A 4,813-nucleotide genomic window follows, 5' to 3' on the forward strand; every position below is an offset into this window, starting at 1 on the left:
CGGCGCCGCAATCCAGATACAAGGGAGGGGCCCAAGCGAAGCTTGGGAGGGTGAGAGGTAAGGGTCTATCGGGTTAAGGCGGCGCGTCAGGGTGTTCGGGATTTCCTGGCGAGGTGAAACCTCTCACCCTCCCACCGCTGCGCGGCGGGCCCCGCCCTCTCTCAAAGAGAGAGGGATTCCTATCCGCAACCCCTTCACACCTGATCGCCGATCACATTAAATGCTTGTTTGAAACCGTCCGCCGTCTCTCCCAACTAGAGCGGGCGAACCCAACGGGCAGGAGAACGTCATGCGCGACTACACCAAGTTCTACATCGACGGCGCCTGGGTCGATCCCGCCCAGCCGAAGACGCTGGACGTCATCAACCCGGCCACCGAAGAGGTCGCGGGCGTGATCTCGATGGGCTCGGCCGCCGACGTCGACAAGGCCGTGCGCGCCGCGCGCAAGGCGTTCGCGACCTTCTCCCAGACCAGCCGCGAGGAGCGGATCGAGCTGCTGGAGCGGATCATCGCCGAGTACCAGAAGCGCTTCGAGGACATGGCGAAAGCCATCACCGAGGAGATGGGCGCCCCCGCCTGGCTGGCCCAGCGCGCCCAGGCGGCCATGGGCATCGGCCACGTCCAGACGGCCCTGGCCGTGCTCAAGGACTACAAGTTCGAGGAAGATCGCGGCACGACCCGCATCGTCAAGGAGCCGATCGGGGTCTGCGCTTTCATCACGCCGTGGAACTGGCCGGTGAACCAGATCGCCTGCAAGGTCGGCCCGGCCCTTGCCGTCGGCTGCACCATGGTGCTGAAGCCGTCCGAGATCGCGCCGTTCAGCGCCCAGATCTGGACCGAGGTCCTGCACGCCGCCGGCGTCCCGGCCGGGGTCTTCAACCTGGTCAATGGCGACGGCCCCACGGTCGGCGCGGCGCTCAGCAGCCACCCGGAAGTCGACATGGTCTCGTTCACCGGCTCGACCCGCGCCGGCATCGAGGTAGCCAAGAACGCCGCCCCGACCGTCAAGCGCGTCCACCAGGAGCTGGGCGGCAAGAGCCCCAACATCATCCTCGACGACGCCGACTTCCAGAAGGCCGTCGCCGGCGGCGTGGCCTCGGTGATGCTGAACTCGGGCCAGTCGTGCAACGCCCCGACCCGCATGCTGGTCCCCGGCAAGCGCATGGACGAGGTGATCGCCATCGCCAAGGCCGCCGCCGAGGCCCACACGGTCGGCGACCCGAACGGCAACCACAAGATGGGCCCGGTCGTCTCCGAGACGCAGTGGAACAAGATCCAGGGCCTGATCCAGAAGGGGATCGACGAGGGCGCCACCCTGGTCGCCGGCGGCCCGGGCCGTCCGGAGGGCCTGGACAAGGGCTACTACGTAAAGCCCACCGTCTTCGCCAACGTCACCAACGACATGACCATCGCCAAGGAGGAGATCTTCGGCCCGGTGGTCTCGATCCTGGGCTACGACACGGTCGAGGAAGCCGTCACGGTCGGCAACGACACCGAATACGGCCTGGCGGCCTATGTCTCGGGCGGCGACCAAAGCGAGGTCCGGAAAGTAGCCAGCCAGCTGCGCGCCGGCCAGGTGAACCTGAACGGCGCCAGCCCCGACCTGATGGCCCCGTTCGGCGGCTACAAGATGAGCGGCAACGGCCGCGAGTGGGGCGACCACGCGTTCGGCGAGTTCCTGGAGACCAAGGCGATCCTCGGCTACTCGGCGAAGGTGGCGGCGGAGTAGGTTTGCTCTGCTGCTGGTTTAGACGGAGAGGGCGGGGCCGGGAGGCTCCGCCTTTTTTCATAGCAATTCAGTGAGATGGGGGTGGAAGAAGGCCAGCGATATGAGGTGCTGCGAGAGTAAGGATTTTGCTGCCAGCATCGATCAGGCCTGCAAGTCTAAGTACATCGTCCACTAGCTTTCGCGCATCCTCTGACTTCAGCTTCGTGTCGCCATGTATCTGTATAACAACGCGCCCAATAACGGAAAATGCAGAGTCACGGAAAGGTCCAACGGTTCCTTTATTGAATCTATCTATGCTTTTCTTGAGCAATTCCATCTGGGCTGAAATGACAGATTTTGACGAATCTGACATTTCAGATTTCGCGAATAGCTCCATAAGGTCGTCTATGGATCTATCTATTTCCTCTGCGGAATTTATAAGATTATCTCTGTCTATCTTTAGATCGTGAAAAAGCTCAAGATTCGAGGTGGCCAAATGAATTTCGTTGCTCATGGCCGCTCGAAAACCGGAGATATCGCGCAATAGATTTTGTGTTGAAAATGCGACTACAAGTCCCGCTATCGTTTTCTCTGCGATCCGCCGCATGCCTGCAGTCGGCAATTCGGATGTTATTTGCTCTAGCGCGTGCAGTGAGCGCATCACGTCCATGAGCTTGTTTGGCGCTGAGGTGGGCCAGTAATTCTCAATCGCCGTGAGCATTGGTGTTGAGCTAGGGATTCCCGTCAATTGCGTTAGGAATTGTTCTAGCGCTGCTACTTCGGGTGTGACGGTAGTGCTCATAGAGATGACTAGATAGCTTGAGCAGCATTGCTTGGTCAATCTTTTGTATATTTCGAATTCTGCCGTTGATTGCCCTGACCTCCCAAGGTCGGACCCAACCTTACATCTCTTGGAGGCAGCAGCGTGCCGGACTGTCCAGGTCAGTCAAGAGACCCGAGCGGCCGCTCCGCGGCGGCGAAGCCGTCCTTGAATGACCTGGACAGCCCGGCGATCGTCTCGCCGTGAGATGTAAGGATGGCTCCCTTCCCGAGGCGGGAAGAGGGCTCAACGACATCCGCGCGGCGCCGTGTACAGCGGACCCATCAGGGTTCTGCGCTTCTGGATGAAGACGGTCGCGCCAACCTGACAATCCGGGCTCGGGTCCAACCTGACGACGGCTTGTCGGTGATCGACATCCACGACGGCGTAGGTCTCGACGCTGCCTCTGCGGCCAAGTTTTCGGAACTCTACGATCTTGCCGTTCGCATTGCTGACGGCGGCGAAAGGATTGGCGAAAAGCGCGATGCCGCCCAGGGCCAACATCGCCAGGGCCAGCCCAACGGTCTCCTTGCGCCAGACCCACCAGGCGCGAAGATGATCGATGTGGCGCGCGTCCATGGCGTCGGTTTAGGTGAGACGGCGGCGATCGTCTCGCCGTGAGATGTAAGGATGGCTCCCTTCCCGGAGCGGGGAGAACAAGACAGGGCCTGTCCGGACAAGGTGAAACCCCTCTCCCGACCGCTTCGCGGCCACCCTCTCCCTGTGGGAGAGGGAACAACCGTGCGACTCCCTCTCCCATGGGGAGAGGGCCGGGGAGAGGGGGTAAGCCGCGCGACGGAGCGCCGGCGGGGCGGCGGTCCTCGTAATCCCTCTCCCTCCCACCGCTACGCGGCGGGCCCCGCCCTCTCCCGCCGGGAGAGGGATCACCACGCGGCCACCCTCTCCCTCTGGGAGAGGGATCGGGAAAGCGGGAAATCCCGATTCCTTCTGTTGAGCGCGCCCAAGGGCTGAGGTCATCCTCCCCGGCATGGACGCCACCGCCAACGCCCGCCGTCTCCGCCAATCCCAGACCCTGGCCGAAAAGATCCTGTGGGGCCTGGTCCGGGCGCACCGGTTGGGCGGGTTCAAGTTCAGGCGGCAGGTGCCGATCGGGGGCTACTTCGCCGACTTCGTCTGTGAACAGGCCCGGCTGATCGTCGAGCTGGACGGCGCCGCGCACGACGGGCGCGAGGATTACGACGCACGCCGCACGGAGGCGCTGGAGCGGTTCGGCTACATGGTGCTGAGGTTCCGCAACGAACGGGTTCTGGCCGATCCTGGCGGGACGGCGGACGATATTCTGGCGGCGCTGCGGGGCGCGGGTGGCGGCTTTGAAACCCCTCTCCCGACCGCTTCGCGGCCACCCTCTCCCTCTGGGAGAGGGATTGGGCTACCCTCCCGGCCATGACCACCTCCCCGCCCGACGAGACCCCGATGCAGCGCGCGCTGCGGCTCAAGCAGGCGGCGCTGGATGGACGGCCAAAGCCGCCGCGGGGCGGCAAGTTCCAGCGCCAGCAGGCGGCGCGCGTGGCGACGGGCGCCTCCAAGCCGTGGATGAGCCGCTGATGGCCGGCCTCAAGGACAAGCGCGGCTTCATCGACAAGGACCGCCTGGATCTCTCCGAGCGCCAGGCCGTCGAATACTGGATGAAGCGCTGGGGCGTGACCCGCGACCAGATCACCGCCGCCCACCGCAAGGTCGGCAAGATGACCAAGGACATCGCCGCGGAGCTGGGCAAGAAGCGCTGAGGCGCGCGGCGGCGGAACTCCTGGGTCTCTCACGGCTTCGACTCCGTGAAGGAGGAGACCGCCATGTCCGACCAGCCCCATTCCGCCACGACCCGGATCGACGTCCGCGAGCCCGAGGCGGTGCGATACTGGACCGAGGCGCTGGGCGTCACCGAGGAGGTCCTCAACGAAGCCGTCGACCATGTCGGGTCCAGCGAGGAAGACGTGCGCAATTATATCGGCAGCAATAGCTGAGGGGTTTCAGATCCTCCCCCGCGCCGCGGGGGAGGTGGCCCAGAGGGCCGGAGGGGGCCAGCGCGGCCGATCTCCAGTTCGCCCCCTCCGTCGCTCCGCGACACCTCCCCCGTGTCACGGGGGAGGATTTTACGAGCGTTCGCGGCGCTCCATCATCCGCGTATCCGGAATCGAACCGAACGATTTCAACGGCTTCTCGTTTTTACACGCCGCTGGATCATCCGCGTTGAAACCCGCCCCATACTGATCTCACCCGATGGCTTGGAAGGGACGTCCGGCCGGCGATCGTGACGGCTGTCGGGG

Annotated in this window: 6 protein-coding genes and 1 pseudogene; 6 read left to right on the top strand and 1 reads right to left on the bottom strand. The window is 64.0% G+C overall.

Features of this window, described 5'->3' with window-relative positions; all coding sequences use genetic code 11:
• Positions 1–289: 289 nt before the first annotated feature.
• A complete protein-coding gene (locus AX690_RS09380; protein WP_066730330.1) occupies positions 290–1,729 on the top strand; it encodes an aldehyde dehydrogenase family protein in 1,440 nt (479 codons plus the stop codon).
• A gap of 67 nt (positions 1,730–1,796) precedes the next feature.
• Here the strand turns inward: AX690_RS09380 and AX690_RS22820 are convergent, their stop codons facing one another.
• Complete coding sequence (locus AX690_RS22820) at positions 1,797–2,510, bottom strand: hypothetical protein (RefSeq protein ID WP_156449613.1); 714 nt, start codon at positions 2,508–2,510, stop codon at positions 1,797–1,799.
• Between the two features lie 378 nt (positions 2,511–2,888).
• Between AX690_RS22820 and AX690_RS22825 the strand changes: the two genes are divergently transcribed.
• The 5 genes and pseudogenes from AX690_RS22825 to AX690_RS22195 all read left to right on the top strand — a co-directional run bounded on the left by AX690_RS22825 (position 2,889) and on the right by AX690_RS22195 (position 4,510).
• Positions 2,889–3,149: a hypothetical protein gene (locus tag AX690_RS22825; protein ID WP_156449614.1), complete on the top strand. Its 261-nt coding sequence runs from the start codon at positions 2,889–2,891 to the stop codon at positions 3,147–3,149.
• A gap of 367 nt (positions 3,150–3,516) precedes the next feature.
• Positions 3,517–3,858: pseudogene (locus tag AX690_RS09390) on the top strand (DUF559 domain-containing protein); the annotation flags it as partial.
• Between the two features lie 74 nt (positions 3,859–3,932).
• Positions 3,933–4,094 (top strand): hypothetical protein, encoded by a 162-nt coding sequence (locus AX690_RS22190; protein WP_082769586.1) that lies wholly within the window; start codon positions 3,933–3,935, stop codon positions 4,092–4,094.
• On the top strand, positions 4,094–4,276 hold the full coding sequence (locus AX690_RS09395; protein ID WP_066730332.1) for a DUF3606 domain-containing protein: 183 nt from the start codon (positions 4,094–4,096) through the stop codon (positions 4,274–4,276). The genes AX690_RS22190 and AX690_RS09395 overlap by 1 nt, the downstream gene beginning before the upstream one ends.
• Before the next feature lie 63 nt (positions 4,277–4,339).
• Positions 4,340–4,510 carry a DUF3606 domain-containing protein gene (locus tag AX690_RS22195; RefSeq protein ID WP_082769587.1) on the top strand — a complete coding sequence of 57 codons (171 nt, stop codon included), beginning with the start codon at positions 4,340–4,342 and terminating at the stop codon, positions 4,508–4,510.
• Positions 4,511–4,813 lie beyond the last annotated feature (303 nt).

Origin of the sequence: Caulobacter sp. CCH9-E1 (assembly GCF_001556515.1) — a bacterium.
Classification (GTDB): domain Bacteria; phylum Pseudomonadota; class Alphaproteobacteria; order Caulobacterales; family Caulobacteraceae; genus Caulobacter.